The 16,827-nt window shown below is 62.5% G+C and carries 14 protein-coding genes; 4 read left to right on the plus strand and 10 right to left on the minus strand.

The genetic code is table 11. From position 1 onward, the window contains the following. Positions 1-54: 54 nt before the first annotated feature. The 4 genes from AB6O04_RS09210 to AB6O04_RS09225 all read left to right on the plus strand — a co-directional run bounded on the left by AB6O04_RS09210 (position 55) and on the right by AB6O04_RS09225 (position 3,071). Positions 55-1,248, plus strand: a complete 1,194-nt coding sequence (locus tag AB6O04_RS09210; protein WP_368563558.1) for an acyltransferase family protein — start codon at positions 55-57, stop codon at positions 1,246-1,248. 243 nt (positions 1,249-1,491) lie between these two features. Then, complete coding sequence (locus tag AB6O04_RS09215) at positions 1,492-2,073, plus strand: TetR/AcrR family transcriptional regulator (protein WP_368563559.1); 582 nt, start codon at positions 1,492-1,494, stop codon at positions 2,071-2,073. Between the two features lie 43 nt (positions 2,074-2,116). Further along, positions 2,117-2,404: a YciI family protein gene (locus AB6O04_RS09220; protein WP_368563560.1), complete on the plus strand. Its 288-nt coding sequence runs from the start codon at positions 2,117-2,119 to the stop codon at positions 2,402-2,404. Positions 2,405-2,438: 34 nt separating this feature from the next. Further along, positions 2,439-3,071: a DNA-3-methyladenine glycosylase I gene (locus AB6O04_RS09225; protein WP_368563561.1), complete on the plus strand. Its 633-nt coding sequence runs from the start codon at positions 2,439-2,441 to the stop codon at positions 3,069-3,071. Here AB6O04_RS09225 and recJ read toward each other — a convergent pair. The 10 genes from recJ to AB6O04_RS09275 all read right to left on the minus strand — a co-directional run bounded on the left by recJ (position 3,068) and on the right by AB6O04_RS09275 (position 16,775). Then, the gene (recJ, locus tag AB6O04_RS09230; protein ID WP_368563562.1) at positions 3,068-4,789 is read right to left on the minus strand and encodes a single-stranded-DNA-specific exonuclease RecJ; all 1,722 of its coding nucleotides are present in this window, start codon (positions 4,787-4,789) and stop codon (positions 3,068-3,070) included. The two genes, AB6O04_RS09225 and recJ, sit on opposite strands and share 4 nt — an antisense overlap. Beyond that, positions 4,786-5,736, minus strand: coding sequence for a phosphoglycerate mutase (locus tag AB6O04_RS09235; RefSeq protein ID WP_368563563.1), 951 nt, complete (start codon positions 5,734-5,736; stop codon positions 4,786-4,788). The genes recJ and AB6O04_RS09235 overlap by 4 nt, the downstream gene beginning before the upstream one ends. 7 nt (positions 5,737-5,743) lie before the next feature. Then, positions 5,744-6,220 carry a transcription elongation factor GreA gene (greA, locus tag AB6O04_RS09240; protein ID WP_368563564.1) on the minus strand — a complete coding sequence of 159 codons (477 nt, stop codon included), beginning with the start codon at positions 6,218-6,220 and terminating at the stop codon, positions 5,744-5,746. Between the two features lie 2 nt (positions 6,221-6,222). After that, the gene (carB, locus tag AB6O04_RS09245; RefSeq protein WP_368563565.1) at positions 6,223-9,459 is read right to left on the minus strand and encodes a carbamoyl-phosphate synthase large subunit; all 3,237 of its coding nucleotides are present in this window, start codon (positions 9,457-9,459) and stop codon (positions 6,223-6,225) included. Positions 9,460-9,466: 7 nt separating this feature from the next. After that, positions 9,467-9,910 (minus strand): hypothetical protein, encoded by a 444-nt coding sequence (locus AB6O04_RS09250; RefSeq protein ID WP_368563566.1) that lies wholly within the window; start codon positions 9,908-9,910, stop codon positions 9,467-9,469. Between the two features lie 82 nt (positions 9,911-9,992). Continuing rightward, positions 9,993-11,120, minus strand: coding sequence for a glutamine-hydrolyzing carbamoyl-phosphate synthase small subunit (gene carA, locus AB6O04_RS09255; RefSeq protein WP_368563567.1), 1,128 nt, complete (start codon positions 11,118-11,120; stop codon positions 9,993-9,995). A 233-nt stretch (positions 11,121-11,353) separates the two neighbouring features. After that, the gene (gene dapB / locus AB6O04_RS09260; protein ID WP_368563568.1) at positions 11,354-12,085 is read right to left on the minus strand and encodes a 4-hydroxy-tetrahydrodipicolinate reductase; all 732 of its coding nucleotides are present in this window, start codon (positions 12,083-12,085) and stop codon (positions 11,354-11,356) included. Between the two features lie 183 nt (positions 12,086-12,268). Next, the gene (locus AB6O04_RS09265) at positions 12,269-13,474 is read right to left on the minus strand and encodes a PLP-dependent aminotransferase family protein (protein WP_368563569.1); all 1,206 of its coding nucleotides are present in this window, start codon (positions 13,472-13,474) and stop codon (positions 12,269-12,271) included. A 230-nt stretch (positions 13,475-13,704) separates the two neighbouring features. Continuing rightward, positions 13,705-14,820 (minus strand): prephenate dehydrogenase, encoded by a 1,116-nt coding sequence (locus AB6O04_RS09270; protein WP_368563570.1) that lies wholly within the window; start codon positions 14,818-14,820, stop codon positions 13,705-13,707. 68 nt (positions 14,821-14,888) lie between these two features. Next, positions 14,889-16,775 (minus strand): DUF3857 domain-containing transglutaminase family protein, encoded by a 1,887-nt coding sequence (locus AB6O04_RS09275; protein WP_368563571.1) that lies wholly within the window; start codon positions 16,773-16,775, stop codon positions 14,889-14,891. Positions 16,776-16,827: the final 52 nt, after the last annotated feature.

Genomic DNA, 16,827 nt, shown 5'->3' on the forward strand with positions numbered 1-16,827 from the left:
CGCGGCTACGTGGCCGGCCTTGAAATGAGTCGGTCCTTCTTCGTTGGAGCTGCCATGGAACGCCGTCACGATCTCGACTGGGTGCGCGTCTGCGCGTTCGGCTTGCTGGTGCTCTACCACGTGGGCATGTACTACGTGACTTGGGACTGGCACGTCAAAAGCCCACAAGCTGGCTCTGTGCTGGAACCCTTCATGCTGCTGACCAACCCGTGGCGGCTGTCGCTGTTGTTCCTGGTGTCTGGCGCGGCCAGCGCATTCCTACTCACCAAACAGCCGAAGGGGTTCCTGGGATCACGCTCCTGGCGCCTGCTGCTACCGTTGATATTCGGCATGCTGGTGATCGTGCCGCCGCAGGCCTATTACGAGCTGCTTGATTCACGGTACCCCGGCGGTTACCAGGACGGCTATCTGTCGTTCTGGGGCCGCTACCTTGCCGGCGACAGCACCTTCTGCGACGACGATGGCTGCCTGATCCTGCCCACCTGGAACCACTTGTGGTTCGTCGCTTACCTGTGGGTGTACACGGTGGCTATTTGGCTGCTCGACCGACTGGCACCCAAAGCCTCTGGCTCGCTGGGACGATGGCTGGCAGCACGACTGTCCGGCTGGGGCGTACTGTTGTGGCCGATAGTGGTGTTGGCCGCGGTCCGTGTCGCACTGGTGGATCGCTTCGAATCGACCCATGCGCTGGTCGATGATTGGTATAACCATGCCCAGTACTTCAGCGTGTTCCTGCTGGGTTTTCTGATGGCCCGCGCTGCCGGCTTCTGGGAAGCGCTGCAGCGATTCCGCTGGATATCGCTGACCTTGGCGGCCAGTAGCTACGGCTTCATCATCTGGTACTTCTACGCCAGCGGTTACGGTGAAACCAACCCACCACCGGATGCATTGCGCGCCGTACAACGTGCGATCTGGGGGATGAACCAATGGTGCGGCATCGCCGCGATCTTCGGCTTCGCTTTCCGGTTCCGCCATGCCGATAGTGCGGCCTTGCGGTATTTGGTGCCGGCGGTATTTCCGGTGTACATCCTCCACCAGACCGTGATCGTCGTGGCGGCATATAACCTCAAGCCGTTTGCCATCGCGCCGTCGCACGAGGGTCCGCTACTGGTGGCGCTGACCTTCGTCATCTGCTTCGGTGGCTATGAAATCATTCGTCGCGCCCGCTGGCTGCGCCCGTTGTTCGGCCTGAAGATAGGGCTCCGGCAGATGAAGACGGCACGGGTGTTGCCGGTACCGGAAGCTTGAGCGGTGGCCCAGTTACGGAGCGGTTAGCAACCGTGCCTGCTTGGCGCCTCGGTCATCGGGCTGACGCCGTAGCCACGAGCGCCGCGCGTCCGTTTTGGTTGTGTTGGCGACTACCCCGGAATGCATATACGCAGGCGGCTTGACCGCCATAGGACGTTCGTCCTAATCTGTTTAGGTCAGTTGTCCTACGCCAGACTTTTCTTCTGTGCCAGGGCCGCAGCGTAAAACCCGGAAACGAGCCGCATGAGCGCCAAGACCACTCGCGAGCAGATCATCAACGCGGCAGACCAGCTGTTCTATCGGCAGGGGTACGAATACACCTCATTCGCCGACATCGCCGACGCGGTGGGGATCTCGCGTGGCAATTTCTACCACCACTTCAAGAGCAAGGACGACATTCTCGACGCCGTGATCGCCCTGCGGCTCGCCAACACGCGGGAAATGCTCGACTGCTGGGAAGCCGATGGCACACTCCCTGCCGAGCGCATCCGCAGCTTCATCCATATCCTCATCGCGAACCGCGCCAAGATCATGCTGTACGGCTGCCCGGTGGGGACGCTCTGCGCCGAACTGGCCAAACTCGATCACGCCGCACAGTCCGGAGCAAACAAGATCCTGGGACTATTCCGCGACTGGCTGCGTCATCAGTTCGTGGCGTTTGGAAGGGAAGCGGATGCCGATGTATTGGCGATGCACTTGCTCGCCCGCAGTCAGGGCGTGGCCGCCTTGGCCAACGCCTTTCGCGACGAGATCTTCATTCGCTCCGAGGTCAATCAGATGTGCGCCTGGCTGGAAACACAGGCGCCGACCATCCGCTCGGCCTGACGCCGACGGCGCACACAAGCACACAAGCCCAGGGAACCATCGCATGCATATCGTCCTACTCCGATTTTCCGAGAACAAAGCCCAGGCCGCGCAGTTCATGGAAGGTCATAAGGCTTGGATCCAGCGTGGCGTGGACGACGGCGTCTTCCTGCTGGTCGGCAGTCTTCAGCCCAACGCGGGCGGAGCCATCCTGGCCCACGGCGTTTCGCTGTCCGAACTCCAGGTGCGGGTGAACGAGGATCCGTTTGTCGACAAAGTTGTGGTTACCGCGGAAGTTCTTGAAATCACTCCGGCGCGCGCAGATGAGCGGCTGAGTTTCCTGTTGGGCTGACCACTGCCCGCCCCAAGATGCCATGAGCCGGCACATGAGCCAAACGATTCCAGGACCTGATGGAAAGCCGCGCTGCCGCTGGTGTGCCGCCGCGCCGGAGTTCTTCGACTATCACGACACCGAATGGGGTTTCCCGGTGGATGACGACCGGCGCCTGTTCGAAAAGCTCTGCCTGGAGGGTTTCCAATCCGGCCTGAGTTGGCGAACCATCCTCGCCAAACGCGAGAACTTTCGCGCGGCCTTCCACGGTTTCGATCCCGAAAAGATCGCGCGTTTCACCGAAACCAATATCCGGCGCCTGCTTCAGGACGAAGGCATCGTGCGCCATCGGGGCAAGATAGAAGCCGTCATCAACAATGCACGGCGCATGTTGGAGCTTAGCGAGCGCGAAGGCTCGCTTGCCGCGTATATCTGGCGCTTCGAACCAACAGCCGCGGAACTGGCCCGGCCGCAAACCGTCTCGACATCGACGGCATCCATCACCCTATCCAAGGACCTCAGGAAACGCGGCTGGAAATTCGTCGGACCAACGACCGCTTACGCCTTCATGCAGGCGATGGGACTCGTCAATGACCATGTCGAAGGTTGTTCCGTGAGGCCGGCCGCCGAACGCGCGCGGGCGGCGTTCACCCGTCCGAGCAGCCGATCCGCGAATGAAACAGGCTAGAGCGGCAGCCAATGCCGGATCACCAATTGGATGCCGCGGCGATCCTGGTAATCATCGGTATCCAGTTGGTACGCCGCATGGATGCGCAGCGGCGGCGGTTGATCGATCCAGCCGTTGAAATGAATGGCGTTGAGCGGCGCGGGACGTTGCGGGGTGCGCAAGGAGAATTTCAGGTGGCGTTCGCCGACCACGCGCCAGTCCAGCACGTCGAATTCGCCATCGAACATAGGCTCCGGAAAGCCCTGCCCCCATGGCCCCGCCGCACGCAGCGCATCGGCGTGGAGCCGATCGAATTCGTGGGCCAACAGTTCGCCATCGCTAGGCAATTCTGCGCGCAGCATGGCGTCGTCCAGCAACGCCTGCGCCTGCTGCCGGAAAGCGACTTCAAACTCGGGTAGAACGCTTTGGTCCAGCGTCAGGCCGGCGGCCATGGCGTGACCACCGAACTTGGCGATCAGCTGTGGATGCGCCGCGTCGATGGCCGCCAAAGCGTCCCGTATATGGAAGCCCGGAATCGAACGCGCCGAGCCGCGCAGAGTTGTGCTGCCCGGTTCGGCCGGCGCGAAAGCGATCACCGGCCGATGCAACTTCTCCTTCATCTTCGACGCCACCAAACCCACCACACCGGGATGCCACTCGGGGTCGAACAGACATAGCGCGATAGGCGCCTGCAGATCGCCCTCGCCCGCCAATCGCGCGATCGCGGCTTCGGCTTCCTCCGTCATCTGCTGCTGTACGCCGCGGCGCTCGGCATTGATGCCATTGAGGATCTGCGCCATCTCGAACGCCTGGGCGCTGTCGTCGCACAGCAAGCATTCGATCCCCAGCGCCATGTCTTCCAGTCGACCAGCGGCGTTGAGCCTTGGCGCAACGGAGAAGGCGATGTCGGACGCACTCAGCTGACTGGCGTTGCGCCCCGACACTTCGATCAAGGCCCGCAATCCCGCGCACCCCTGCCCTGCGCGCAGACGGCGCAACCCGGCCGCAACCAATGCGCGATTATTGACGTCCAATGGCACCAGATCAGCCACGGTGCCGACCGCCACCAGGTCCAGCAGCGGCATCAGGTCGGGTTCGCCTGCGGCGAAGGCTCCGGCTTCGCGCAGCCGCCGGCGCAAGGCAAGCAGAACGTAGAACATCACGCCCACACCCGCCAGCATCTTGCTGGGAAACGCGTCACCGCGCAGATTGGGATTGACGATGGCGTCGGCCGGCGGCAACACATCGCCCGGCAAATGGTGATCGGTGACCAGCACCTGCCAGCCTTTTGCTTTGGCGGTGGCGATGCCGGCATGGCAGGCGATGCCGTGGTCGACGGTGACCAATAGGTCGGGCTCAAGCCCGACAAGCTCTTCGACCAATGACGGCGACAGCCCATAGCCATGGACCATGCGGTTCGGCACCGCGGGGCTGACGCGTTTCGCACCCAGCAAGCGCAAGCCGCGCACGCCCACGGCGCATGCAGTGGCGCCATCGCAATCAAAGTCGCCGACCACCACGATGTGCTTGTCATGGGCAATGGCATCGATCAATAGCGCCGTTGCCGCGGCCAGTCCGCCTAGCGAATCCGGCGCCAGCAGTTGCGCCAATCTGGGCTGCGCCTGTTCGAGGTTCATTGCGCCTCGCGCGGCATAGACGCGCCGGAGCAGCGACGGCACGGAATCGGGCCAATCGCCGCCAGGAACGGGCTCGCGGCGGCGAATCTTGGGGCTGGTCATGCCGGGACTTCGTCTGGGCGCAGCGTATCCAAGCGCGGCATGGGGCGGCGCCAGAAGCGCCAACGCTGGTCGCGCCGCAGCACGAAAATCGCGCCATCTTCGAAATCCAGGGTCAACGAATCCAGTTCGCGCTTTCTCAGCGCGGCCAACAGTGGCTGCAGCGCATCGCGGCACAACAGATCCAGATTGCGCAACTGGCGCAGATCGATCAGCGCGTCGACTTCATCGTTGCCCGCGTACTCCGTTGGAACGCCTGCGGCGCTGGCCAAGGCCCTCAGCAGCACTTCGTTGCCCTTGATCTGGCGGAACGAAGTACGCACGGTATCCGGCAAAACTCCTCCACCCCAGAACCACAACGAGTTCACCGGTGGTTTGCCTTCGGCCACTCGCTGCGCATTCCAAGGATGGTTGTGCAGCGTCACCTGTGCCTCGGTCAGCAACGCACGCCAACGTCGGCCGGCATCGCCTTCCGGCAGGTGCGCGAAAAGATCATCGCCCAGCACGTCGTCCACCGACGCGAATGCCGGCAACGGCGCATCCTTGGGAACGCGCAGGTACCAACGCGATGGATGTGGAGCGTCCAACGGAAAACCCGCATCGCCGAACAGCGGCCGTAGCGCCGGCAACAATCGCGCCACATCTTCATCGGTCAAGGCGAGTGCGTCGCCGTGGGCCAACATCCGGGCTCCGGTCATGTCCGGGGCCACACGTGCCGGATCGGCGCGTAACCAAGCCGACGATGCGGCGTCGCCCGCATCCAGTTGCCGGGTCAGTGCCGCCACCGGCCAATGATCGGGAATCAGCTGGAACTGACGCCGCAATTGTGCGCGCTCGCCTTCCTCGCCGCGGCCGCGATCGGCTCGGCCGAGCGCCTTGGCGACCACAACCGGCAGCGCCTGCCCCACCAACCGGGTGCGTGTGGGCAGCAGCAGCGTGGCCGATGCCATCGCGTGGTCAGTCGTTATAGGAGACGTTGATGATTTCGTATTCGCGCTGGCCGGCCGGGGCGTCGATGGTGACCGAATCTCCCTCGTGCTTGCCGATCAATGCGCGGGCCAACGGCGACGAAATCGCAATCAATCCTTGTTTGATATCCGCTTCCAGATCGCCAACCACCTGGTACCGCTTTTCCTCATCGGTATCCACATCGGCCAGCGTCACCACGGCACCAAACACGACGCGCGAACCGGCATTGAGTTTGCTCACGTCGATGATTTCGGAATGCGACAGCTCGCTTTCCAACTGTTTGATGCGGCCTTCGATGAAACTCTGCTGTTCGCGGGCCGCGTGGTATTCGGCGTTCTCTTTCAGATCGCCGTGCGCGCGCGCTTCAGCGATCGCGGCAATCACTTGCGGCCGCTTTACACTCTTAAGCTGTTCCAGTTCCTGGCGCAGACGCTGTGCGCCTTTCATAGTCAACGGTGCTCTCACCCTTAAAGCTCCTTGTGCAGTTCCTGCAACGCCAGGACCGGGCCGGTGCCGCGGTACTCCAGCGAATGCACCAGCGCCTTGGCGCCGGCAACGGTGGTCGAATAGGTGACGCGATGCTGCAGGGCTTCGCGCCGGATGGAGAAGGAGTCGGCGATGGCCTGCCGCCCCTCGGTGGTGTTGACGATATACACGATTTCGCCGTTCTTGATCAGATCGACGATATGCGGACGCCCTTCAACCACCTTGTTGATCAGTTCGCACTGCAGACCATTCTCGCGCAGCCATGCGCCGGTGCCCTGAGTGGCGACCAGGCTGAAGCCGCGCTCGACCAGCGCCTGGGCCACCGGCAGCACCCGTTTCTTGTCCGGGTCACGAACCGAAACAAAAGCTTTGCCTGGTGCGGGCGCCTTGATGCCGCCGGCTTCCTGGGCACGCGCCATGGCCGCGCCAAAACTCCGGCCCACGCCCATGACTTCGCCCGTGGAACGCATTTCCGGCCCAAGGATCGGGTCGACGCCCTGGAACTTGGCGAACGGGAAGATCGCTTCCTTCACCGAGTAATAGTCGGGCACGATTTCCTTGGTGGCGCCCTGCTCGGCGAGCGACTTGCCCGCCATGCAGCGCGCCGCGATCTTGGCCAGCGGCATGCCAGTCGCTTTCGACACGAATGGCACCGTGCGCGAGGCGCGCGGATTCACTTCCAGCAGGAAGATGGTGTCATCGCCATCATCATTGGTCTGGATGGCGAACTGCGTGTTCATCAGGCCAACGACGTTCAGCGCCTTGGCCAGCTCCACCACCTGGCGCCGCAATTCCGCCTGCGTTTTGGCGGAAAGCGAATAAGGCGGTAGCGAGCATGACGAGTCGCCGGAGTGCACGCCGGCTTCTTCGATGTGTTCCATCACGCCACCGACCAGTACGGCACCGGTCTGATCGGCGATGACGTCCACGTCGACTTCCACCGCATTGTCCAGGAAGCGGTCCAGCAGCACGGGCGAATCGTTGGACACCTTGACGGCATCGCGCACGTAGCGCGCCAGATCGGACTCACCGTAGACGATTTCCATCGCGCGTCCGCCGAGCACGTAGGACGGGCGCACCACCAACGGATAGCCGATCTCGCGCGCCAGCGTCAGCGCTTCATCGGCGTTGCGCGCGGTGCGGTTGGGCGGCTGCTTCAGGCCGAGCTTTTCGACCAACTGCTGGAAGCGCTCGCGGTCTTCGGCCAGGTCGATGGAGTCCGGCGACGTGCCAATCACCGGCACGCCATTGGCTTCCAGCGCCTGTGCCAGTTTCAGCGGAGTCTGGCCGCCGTACTGCACGATCACGCCCTTGGGTTGTTCCAACTCGACGATGGACAGCACGTCTTCCAGCGTCAGCGGTTCGAAGTACAGACGATCGGAGGTGTCGTAATCCGTAGAGACGGTTTCGGGATTGCAGTTGACCATGATGGTTTCGAAACCATCGGCACGCAACGCCAGCGCGGCGTGCACGCAACAATAGTCGAACTCGATGCCCTGGCCGATACGGTTGGGGCCGCCACCCAGGATCATGATCTTGTCGCGCTGAGTCGGTTCGGCCTCGCATTCGTCCTCGTAGGTCGAATACAGATAGGCGGTGCTGGTGGCGAACTCAGCGGCGCAGGAATCCACGCGCTTGTAGACCGGCTTCACACCCAAGGCTTTGCGCAGCACGCGTACCGCGGTTTCATCGGTACCGACCAACTGCGCCAACCGCGCATCGGAAAAACCGGCGCGCTTCAGCTTGCGCATGCGCGCGGCGTTCAACGATGCCAAACCGTCGGCGGCGAGTTGCTTCTCGTCGGCGATCAGTTCTTCCATCTGGTCCAGGAACCACGGATCGATGAAGGACAGCGCATGTACTTGTTCCACTGTCATGCCGGCGCGAAAGGCGTCGGCGACATAGAACAGGCGCTCAGGACCCGGCGCTTTCAGCTCGCGGCGCAGCGCGGCCATGTCGTCTTCATCCGAGAGATTCAACCCCGTCGGGTCCAGGCCAACCTTGCCGGTCTCCAGACCGCGCAGCGCTTTCTGCAGCGATTCCTGGAAAGTGCGGCCCATCGCCATCACCTCGCCCACCGATTTCATCTGGGTGGTCAGGCGCGGATCGGCGGCCGGGAATTTCTCGAAGGCGAAGCGCGGAATCTTGGTAACGACATAGTCGATGCTGGGCTCGAACGAGGCCGGAGTCAGACCGCCGGTGATTTCGTTGCGCAGCTCGTCCAGCGTATAGCCGACCGCCAGCTTGGCGGCGACCTTGGCAATCGGGAACCCGGTGGCTTTGGAAGCCAGTGCCGACGAACGCGACACGCGAGGGTTCATCTCGATGACGACGACGCGGCCCGTCTGCGCATTGATGCCGAACTGCACGTTGGAACCGCCGGTATCCACGCCGATCTTTCGCAGCACCGCGATGGATGCATCGCGCAGGCGCTGGTATTCCTTATCGGTCAACGTCTGCGCCGGTGCGACAGTAATCGAGTCGCCGGTGTGCACGCCCATCGGGTCCAGGTTTTCGATGGAGCACACGATGATGCAGTTGTCCGCGGTGTCGCGGACCACTTCCATCTCGAATTCCTTCCAGCCCAGCACGGACTCTTCCACCAACACCTCGCCGACCGGCGAGAGTTCCAGGCCGCGCTTGACGATGTCTTCGAATTCTTCGCGGTTGTAGGCGATACCGCCGCCACTGCCGCCCAAGGTGAAGCTGGGACGGATGATGGTGGGATATCCCACGCGGGTTTGAATATCGACCGCCTGCTCGAAACTGCGTGCGACCTCGGCCTTCGGGCATTCCAGTCCAATCTCGCCCATGGCCACGCGGAACAACTCGCGGTCCTCGGCCATCATGATCGCTTCGCGCTTGGCGCCGATGAGCTCCACGCCGTACTTTTCCAGCACGCCGTTGTCGGCCAGGTCCAGCGCGCAGTTCAGCGCGGTCTGTCCGCCCATGGTCGGCAGCAGCGCGTCAGGCTTTTCCTTGGCGATGATCTTCTCGACCGTCTGCCAGTTGATCGGCTCGATATAAACCGCGTCGGCCATTTCCGGGTCGGTCATGATGGTGGCCGGGTTGCTGTTGACCAGCACCACCCGGTAACCCTCGTCGCGCAGCGCCTTGCAGGCCTGGGCACCGGAGTAATCGAATTCGCAGGCCTGGCCGATGACGATCGGCCCGGCGCCAATGATCAGGACGGTCTTGATGTCGGTACGTTTTGGCATTTCGTCCTCAGTAAAGTCTTTTCTGCCACGCGCCAGGCGCGAGCCAGGTGATCTGGTCGGGTGATCCTGCGTCGATCGCTCCCGCGTTAACTGCAGCCAGCACGGCTTGCTGCATCGAATTCCAACTGCCGGCTGACGCGCCGATGCGTGCGCCGATCCGGTTGTTGTGTGCATCCATGGCGCGGCTCGGACTGCCTTCGCCATCGCGTTCCATTACGCGGGTGACCCAACCCACGCACCGCGGAGACAACGTGTAAGCGACGACGGCGCTGGCCAGCGAATGCCGATAGGCATCGGCCGGCCCGTTGCGGCCGCCAGGCAGATCCGCGGCCAGGTAGCGCGGGTACACCGCCACCGCCACGAACAGCGGATAGATCGCCATCAACGCTCCGACCAGCAACGGCCCGCGCCAGCGCCGTAACGCCGTCCTCGGCCGCAGAGAAGGAGACATGGCGACCATCACGCCTTAAGCGACTCCGTGGCCAGCTGGACGCTGTGCTGAGCTGCGACAGTGAATGAGCCGAAGCAATGGCTCATCGCGCTGCTTCCATCGACTGCACAAAACGGTCGAACAACGGCGCCACGTCGCGCGGTCCTGGTGAAGCCTCCGGGTGTCCCTGGAACGAGAATGCCGGCGCGTCGGTCAAGGCGATGCCCTGGTTGGTGCCGTCGAACAGCGAGCGGTGAGTCACGCGTATATTGGCCGGCAGCGTTGCTTCGTCGACGGCAAAGCCGTGGTTCTGCGACGTGATCATCACGCGTCCGGAATCCAGGTCGATCACCGGATGATTAGCGCCGTGGTGACCGTGCCCCATCTTCACCGTCTTGCCCCCGGCGGCCAGCGCCAACAGCTGGTGACCCAGGCAGATGCCGAAGGTCGGGATCTTCTTATCGACGAATTCGCGGATGGCGGTGATCGCGTAATCGCAAGGCTCCGGGTCGCCCGGGCCATTGGACAGGAACACGCCGTCCGGCTTCATTGCCAGCACGTCGGCGGCGGAAGTCTGCGCCGGCACGACGGTGACATCGCAGCCGCGCTCGGCCAGCATGCGCAGAATGTTGTACTTCACGCCATAGTCGTAGGCCACCACTTTGAACTTCGGTTCGCTCTGGGCGCACTTGCGGCTGTCCAGGTCCAGCTGGCCGTCCCGCCACGAATACGATTTAGTGACCGACACCACTTTCGCCAGATCCATTCCCTTCAGGCCAGGAAACTTTCGCGCGGCTTCCAGGGCTTTTTCGACGTCGATGTCATCGCCCGCCATCAAGGCGCCGTTCTGTGCGCCGCGGTCGCGCAACAAACGGGTCAGTTTGCGGGTGTCGATGCCGGCGATGGCCACGATACCTCGTGCCATCAGCCACTCGGGCAGCGGCGTCTGACTGCGCCAGCTGCTGGGGCGGCGCGGCACATCGCGCACGATCAGGCCGGCGCACCAGACTTGGCTGGCTTCATCGTCCTGGTCGGTGCAACCGGTATTGCCGATATGGGGATAGGTCAGAGTGACCAGTTGGCGGGCGTAGGAAGGATCGGTAACGACCTCCTGGTAACCGGTCATGGCGGTGTTGAACACCACTTCGCCGACCGAAAGGCCAGTCGCGCCTACGGAATCGCCCTCGAACACGGTGCCGTCTTCGAGTACGAGAATTGCGGGTTGAGTCACGGGGTTCGCCTTGGGGTGAAGGAACCCTGCCCCTCCGACTTGCGGCTGCAAGAAACCGCGAACGCGGTATTTCTCCGGTCCGGGGCGGTAGGTAACAGGCGAGCGAGAATTGTACTGGCGTAGGGGGGGCAATGCCAGCCGTTTTTTGAATGGGAGGCCCCAAGGAGCCGCCCATCCATCGGATCTCTCTTGCTGGTTCCTTGTGGGAGCGACTGCAGGCCTGACCCAGCGCCTCAATCCAGCAAATCACGCACCCGATAGCTGCCGGGTGGCTTCCCTGCCAACCGCCGAGCGGCATGAAGGGCGCCACGCGCGAAGATGTCGCGGTTGGTGGCGCGATGAACGAGTTCGATGCGTTCGCCCAATCCGGCAAACTGAACGGTGTGCTCACCCACGATGTCTCCGGCGCGCAGGCTGGCGTAATGGACCTCCACGCCTGCCGTGCTGGCTGCCTGTCCTAAGGTCAAGGCAGTGCCGGATGGGGCGTCCTTCTTTTGTGTGTGATGAGACTCGATGATGTCGCAATCCCACTGGGCCAACGCCTTCGCCGCCCGCTCAGTCAGTTCGGTCAACACCGCCACGCCCAGGCTGAAATTGGATGCCCAGACCAGCGGTATGCGTTCCGACGCCTCGTCCAGGGTTTGGCGTTGAGCGTCGGATAAACCGGTGGTTCCGGATACCAGCGCAGCACCGCGTTGCGAGCACAGCGACAAGATCGAATCAAAGCCTTCCGGCAGGCTGAAGTCGATTACCACGTCGAATGCGGGAACGCCGTTCATCTCACGCGCAGCGAAATGCGGGACGCCATCGACCACGCGCTGCGGCGGCGGCCTGCCGGTGACGGCACCCACCACGGTGAACTGATCGGGCTGCTCAGCCGCCAGCCTCAACAAGGATTGGCCCATGCGGCCGGAAGCGCCATGGATGAGTAGCCGCAATGGCGAAGAAGAATCTGCTGGGTTCATTTATGCAGGCTAGCCCGCGCGGATGCGGCCGACAAGCGGTTGTGGTGTCCGCACTACTGTCGGACAGACTCGGCGCGGGGCGTGGCCCCGACCTACTATGCACTTTCGGAATTCGTAGGTCGGCCCACGCGGCCGACGCTGCGGTGCCCCGAAAACGCGGGGCGCTGACGACGTGGCCTCGACCTACGCTGCGACAGGCGATTTGATCCCAGCGATTTCCGCCTTCACCAGCGCACCCAGCTTCTGCATGCCCAGTTCGATTTTCTCGGCCGGCACGGTGACGAAGGACAGTCGCAACGTGTTCGGTTGCGGATTGGCTGCAAAGAACGGTGCGCCCGGTACGAATGCCACATGCTGTTCGATGGCTTTGGTGAGCAACGCGGTGGTATCCACACCCTCGGGCAAGGTCACCCAGATGAACATGCCGCCCGCCGGTCGGTTCCACTGAGCTTCGGCCGGGAAATAACGCTCCAGTGCCGACACCATCAGTTCGCATTGATGGCCGTACAGCGTACGGATCTCGGGAATATGCCGGTCCAGGAAACCGTCCTGCACCGCTTCATAGACGATCCGCTGCGAGAATGAAGGCGTATGCAGATCCGCCGCCTGCTTGGCCTGCACCAGCTTGCCGTGCAGTTCTTCAGGTGCGATCAGGTAGCCCAGGCGCAGACCCGGAGCCAGCACCTTGGAGAACGAACCCATGTAGACCACATTGTCCGGGTTCATCGACAGCAGGCTGGGCAGCTGTTCGCCCTGGTAGCTCAGTTCGCCGTAGGGATCGTCTTCCACCACCAGCACGCCGGCTTCAGTGGCTTTCTTCACCAGGTCCTGGCGGCGTTCCAGCGGCATGCGCCGGCCGGTGGGATTCTGGAAATTGGGCAAGCAGTACATGAAGCGCGCGTCTTTCAGCTGTTCGGCCGTCAGCGCGTCGGTGACGATGCCGTTTTCGTCGGTCTGCATCGGCGAGAACTGCGGCTCGAACAACGAATAGGCCTGCAAAGCGCCCAAATAGCTAGGGGTTTCCACCAGCACCTTGCTGCCCGGGTCGATCAACACCTTGCCCAGCAGGTCCAGGCCCTGCTGCGAACCCGTGGTGATCATGACCTGACTGGGCCGGATGGTGACGCCATGCTTGCTGTTGCGCCTGGCGATCCATTCCCGCAGCGGCGTGAAGCCCTCGGTGGGACCGTATTGCAGCGCGGCCTGCGCGCATTCGTCGAACACCTTGTCGGTCGCCCAGCGCATGCGTTCGATCGGGAACGTAGCCGGCGAAGGCAGACCGCCGGCGAAGGAGATCACTTCGGGACGTTCGGTGACTTTGAGGATTTCGCGGATCGCCGAACTGGTCAGCGCCTGCGCACGTTTTGAGAGTGTGAATTTGGCGGTCATGCGGGCTAGTTTAGCGGTTCCGAGGTGCCCGTGCTGCCGCGGAAATCGTAGAGCGGAGCGCGCCCCGCGATAGCGCCGCGTCAGCAGCAACGGGGCCGTCGCAACGGCAGGTGATAGCGACTAGCCGCTTACTCTGTGGCGCTTGATTATCGGAGAAAAGCAGCGGAGCAAGCTCCGCTCTACGGAAGGGGGCTGATGGCATTCCTCTCGCCGGGGGGGCGATGGGAAACCTATCGCGAAAGCAAAACCCGGCCGATTCCACTCTCCGCGATCTCATTGATTGCACCTGCGAGCGCCCGGGAATCGCTTTCAGCGGTGAAACCCATGCGGAAATGCACCTCGCCCTCGGGGGTGCGCGAGGAGTGCACCGACGACAGACTGATGCCATGCCGCTCGAATACATGCAACAAAGCGCGCAGGGAACCAGGGCGATCCACCGGCAGATGCACGCTGAGGGTGCGGACCTCGGTCATATCCGCCAGTAGGTAACCCAGCTTCTCGAAACTGTAGTTACCGTGATCCAGCGCTTTGGCACCCAACGCGTCGTGGCTGGTCTGCAGGAATTCGTGGCGAAATGCCGCGCGCGCGTTGTCATCGCCAACATTGACCAAGCCCTTCAGCCCGGCCAGATGCGTGCTGAGCTTTTCCAGCATCTCCGGCACGTACGGATTGCCGAACTGGATGTCTTCGTAGATGGCCGGATTCATCGACAGGATGCGCGCGATGATCGCGGTGTCCATTTCGAAAGAGGCCGAGCGAAAAGGCATCAAGGCATCCAGTTCGCCCAGTTCCGTCGCGTAGTCGCGCAGCACCGCCGCCTGCGCCAAGTGGCTGGCATGCACCATGGCCTGCACCAGCGCCATCACTCGGTCGTGGTGCTCCGGCTCGCTGCGCACGCACTCGGCTTCCAGCGCGTGCAAGGTGTGTTGGAGCCATTCGCGCCATTGATCCAACCGCGCTTCGCAAACCACCATCACCCTGCCCTTGAGCGTAGGAGACTTGGGTGGCGCTGTCATCGGGTGCAGTCCGGCGACTTCCGCTTGCGATTCCAGCATCGCAGCCACCGGCGCGCTCTTGATTGAGGTCACGTCCAACCATAGCTTGCCGCGTTCGCGACCATCCGCAATGCGCACGTATTCGCGGATCAGCGCTGTCGTTTGGCGTATAGGTGCGGAGAAAATCAGTACATCCGCGCGTTCGATGAGCTCATTTTCCGAAAGCGAATTGGTCGCCACCGGGTCCCGGCCGACCACCTCCAAGCCCATGCGCTCACGGAAGAAGCGCTGGAGCCAGCGCCCATAGGCGCCTTCCATGCCGACCAGGCCGATGACGGGATCACGGATCATTGCTGCGGCGTCTCAACAGACCAGAGCATGCTCTGGTCGTCCGGCAATACGGCGGATGAGCTTGTATTTCAAGGCGCCTCTTTTTCCAGATAGATGATCTGAGAACGCAGGTCCGGCATGATCTTGCGCATTAGCTGTGAATAGCTGGCGTTGTACTCGGCGGAACACACCGGCCCTGGCGTGCGGTCATTCAACGTGCGCTTGACGTGGATCCGATTGGCTTCCTGCCGATAGGTCGCGGTATACGCCACCCCGCTCTGCTCCAACGAGAGATTGCTTGGTAGCGCGGCGATGCGCATTGTCTCTGGGAATTCGAAGAGGTACTCCTCATCGGAAAGAATGCCGCCGCAGCTACTTTCGCCAGCGGCCTGCTCGTCGCTGCTCAGATTGCGGCCGACAATGCCCGACACCGGCGCCAGACTGATGAACCATGGCTCGACCTCCATGCCACCCGGCACAGGGATCATCTGCTCCACATCGAAGCTGGCATCCAAAGTGAAGTGCTCCAACAACGGCTTGGGATCTTCGTAGACAAGCGTGCCTTGGGCTTTCAGCCCGCTCTGTTGGAAATAGCGTTTGACCAGTTTGTCGGCGTCCGCACGGTCCATATTGCGGAACTGGTTGCGCGCGGCGACCGCCAGGCGGCCATTCAACTTGAGTTGCAACGTTCCTTTCACCGACCCGTCCGGCTGGATCCGCAACACCGTCTTCATGTGTTGCCAATCTTGGCCAGCCTGCAGCGCGGGCGTCTTTGCGTCGTCCCGGTGCCCGGCAACCAGCAGCACCGGTTTGCCCGCCGCGTTAGGTGGCAGGCTACCGAAAGGGACCGTGGCGGCCGTGGAATCGGCATACAGGTCCAGACTGGGGATATAGGTGATGACGTGGTTCACCATCGATGCGACCGGAACTTTGGGCAGCGTGTAGGTTTCTCCGGCATTGATCAGCGCCTGCGTGCTGTCGATGCCCTTGGCCGTCAATAGGGCCTGCAGCAGCGTTGCGTGATCCTTGCAATCACCCATGCGGTTATCCAGGACCACACTCAGATCGCGCGGCACCACGGCGCCCAGGCCTATGCAGTTGCCCGCATAGGAGATCTGTGCGGAAACCCATTCGTATAATCGCTTGGCGATTTCGCGCGGCTCAGTCGCGTCGCCTGCGATCTCGTCCGCGAGCGTACGGATACGCTCATCAGGAACAGCCTTCGCATTGGCCGGCCCACCATAGGCCTGTGCGATCTGCGCATAGCTGGAGAACGTGGAATAGGCGTATCCCGGATATCGCTCCACGTTGTAGGTGCTATCGCGCAGACTTTCCGGATCTACCGGCTCGCGATTGCGCCAGGTCCATTCGACCACTTTCCGGCCATTGGCAGGTCGTTTGGCCACCTCTTTCATCTGCCAAGCCTGATGCTGGGCGACCAGCGATTCCGGCGCATCGACGATGACGCGCAGGTCCCCGTAGTACGTCGCAGGGCTATAGCTGCGAATGATCGAGAAGTGGCCATCGAACATCGGCTTGCTTGCCGTCAGCCGATAAGAGAACACCGTGGTGTCGCCCACCGCCAGCTCGGGGAACACAACGGTAAGCGTGGTCTGGTCCGAGTAGATCGGCGATTCGCCGTCCTGCCCGGAGCGTGTGTTGACCTGAAAGTTGCCCGCGGGCACCTCGATCTTCTTGCCGTTCGCCTTCAATGTGTAGGCGGCAACCACATCGGCTTTCTGGATGCTGGTGCTGTAGGTGATCGAAGCGTCCTTGGCCGATTCCAGTGCGGACTCTTTCAGCACCTTGATGGCGATCTCGCGCGACTCGACATAGCTGCCGTCGCCGTTGACGAGATAGGTTGTGTTTTCATGTTCGATCTGCAGCGGCCGGTCGCCGGCCTCACCGGCAGAAGCCGCGCCGCATCCCAGCACCGCACCCATTGCAACGCCGCAAGCCCATTGCCTAGGATTCATTTCGTCCCCTGTTCTTCCATTGAAAAGCCGTTCGGCCACCAAGCGGCGTCAC

This window comes from Pseudoxanthomonas sp. UTMC 1351 (genome assembly GCF_040948865.1).
Taxonomy (GTDB): domain Bacteria; phylum Pseudomonadota; class Gammaproteobacteria; order Xanthomonadales; family Xanthomonadaceae; genus Pseudoxanthomonas_A.

Coding starts and splice junctions, on each gene's coding strand:
- AB6O04_RS09210 (WP_368563558.1), top strand. CDS start 55: ATGGAACGCCGTCACGATCTCGACTGGGTGCGCGTCTGCGCGTTCGGC.
- AB6O04_RS09215 (WP_368563559.1), top strand. CDS start 1,492: ATGAGCGCCAAGACCACTCGCGAGCAGATCATCAACGCGGCAGACCAG.
- AB6O04_RS09220 (WP_368563560.1), top strand. CDS start 2,117: ATGCATATCGTCCTACTCCGATTTTCCGAGAACAAAGCCCAGGCCGCG.
- AB6O04_RS09225 (WP_368563561.1), top strand. CDS start 2,439: ATGAGCCAAACGATTCCAGGACCTGATGGAAAGCCGCGCTGCCGCTGG.
- recJ (WP_368563562.1), bottom strand. CDS start 4,789: ATGACCAGCCCCAAGATTCGCCGCCGCGAGCCCGTTCCTGGCGGCGAT.
- AB6O04_RS09235 (WP_368563563.1), bottom strand. CDS start 5,736: ATGGCATCGGCCACGCTGCTGCTGCCCACACGCACCCGGTTGGTGGGG.
- carB (WP_368563565.1), bottom strand. CDS start 9,459: ATGCCAAAACGTACCGACATCAAGACCGTCCTGATCATTGGCGCCGGG.
- AB6O04_RS09250 (WP_368563566.1), bottom strand. CDS start 9,910: ATGTCTCCTTCTCTGCGGCCGAGGACGGCGTTACGGCGCTGGCGCGGG.
- dapB (WP_368563568.1), bottom strand. CDS start 12,085: ATGAACCCAGCAGATTCTTCTTCGCCATTGCGGCTACTCATCCATGGC.
- AB6O04_RS09265 (WP_368563569.1), bottom strand. CDS start 13,474: ATGACCGCCAAATTCACACTCTCAAAACGTGCGCAGGCGCTGACCAGT.
- AB6O04_RS09270 (WP_368563570.1), bottom strand. CDS start 14,820: ATGATCCGTGATCCCGTCATCGGCCTGGTCGGCATGGAAGGCGCCTAT.
- AB6O04_RS09275 (WP_368563571.1), bottom strand. CDS start 16,775: ATGAATCCTAGGCAATGGGCTTGCGGCGTTGCAATGGGTGCGGTGCTG.